The organism is Rhodoferax sp. UBA5149 (assembly GCF_002413825.1).
In the GTDB taxonomy this organism is placed as follows: domain Bacteria; phylum Pseudomonadota; class Gammaproteobacteria; order Burkholderiales; family Burkholderiaceae_C; genus Rhodoferax.
The window spans coordinates 2,866-4,042 of record NZ_DHXT01000011.1; the positions used below are offsets into that span (position 1 = coordinate 2,866).

Consider the following 1,177-nt stretch of genomic DNA (forward strand, 5'->3'; position numbering starts at 1 on the left):
AGCGCCTTGATGATCGGAATGCCACCGGCCACCGCCGCCTCGAACGCCACCATCACACCTTTGGCCGAAGCTGCGGCGAAGATCTCGGTACCGTGCACCGCCAGCAATGCCTTGTTGGCCGTTACCACATGCTTGCCCGCCGCAATCGCTTCGAGCACCAAGGTCTTGGCAATGCCGTAGCCGCCAATCAATTCGATCACGATGTCAATGTCTGCGTTGGCGATCACGGCGCGCGCGTCGCTCACCACCTTGACGCCATCGCCCACGAGGCCTTGCGCCCGTGCCACATCGAGGTCCGCCACCATGGTGATCTCGATGCCACGGCCCGCGCGACGCTTGATTTCTTCCTGGTTGCGCCGCAGCACGTTGAACGTGCCCGAGCCCACAACACCCATGCCCAGCAGGCCTACTTGAATCGGTTTCATAAATGCTTTTAGTTAAATTGGCCGCCAGCCCCCGTAGAATCTACGCGAGCCGCTATCAAATAGATAGTAAATCAGTTGCTGTGCCGCTTGCGATAAATTTCAAGAAATTTGGCGACGCGGCCAATGGCCTCGCGCAAATCATCTTCGTGTGGCAAAAACACGATGCGGAAATGATCGGGTGCGGCCCAGTTGAAGCCCGTGCCTTGCACCAGCATCACTTTGGTTTCCTGCAACAGTTCCATAAAGAACTGCTGGTCATCCGCGATCGGGTACAGCGTCGGGTCCAGACGCGGAAACATGTACAGCGCCGCCGCCGGCTTGACGCAAGTGACGCCCGGGATCGCGGTGATCAGCTCGTAAGCCAGATCGCGCTGACGGCGCAGGCGACCGCCCTCACCCACCAGGTCATTGATGCTCTGGTAGCCACCCAGCGCCGTCTGGATCGCCCACTGGCCCGGCACGTTGGAACACAGACGCATGTTCGAGAGCATGTTCAGCCCCTCGATGTAATCCTTGGCCGGCTTCTTGTCGCCCGACACCACCAGCCAGCCCGCCCGATAGCCACAGGAGCGGTAACTCTTGGACAGCGAGTTGAAGGTGAGCGTCAGCACGTCGTCGGACAGACTGCCGATGGCGGTGTGCTTGGCACCGTCGTACAGCACCTTGTCGTACACCTCGTCGGCAAAGATCACCAGTCCGTGCTCGCGCGCGATCTGCACAATGGCCTTCAGCAGCTCATCGGAATACAGCGC

Annotated in this window: 1 protein-coding gene and 1 pseudogene; both read right to left on the reverse strand. The window is 60.0% G+C overall.

The window, feature by feature from the left end; genetic code table 11:
• Nucleotides 1–425: pseudogene (locus B3V69_RS00620) on the reverse strand (homoserine dehydrogenase); the annotation flags it as partial.
• A 71-nt stretch (nt 426–496) separates the two neighbouring features.
• On the reverse strand, nt 497–1,177 hold a 681-nt coding region (locus B3V69_RS00625; RefSeq protein WP_296442834.1), incomplete at its 5' end, for an aminotransferase class I/II-fold pyridoxal phosphate-dependent enzyme.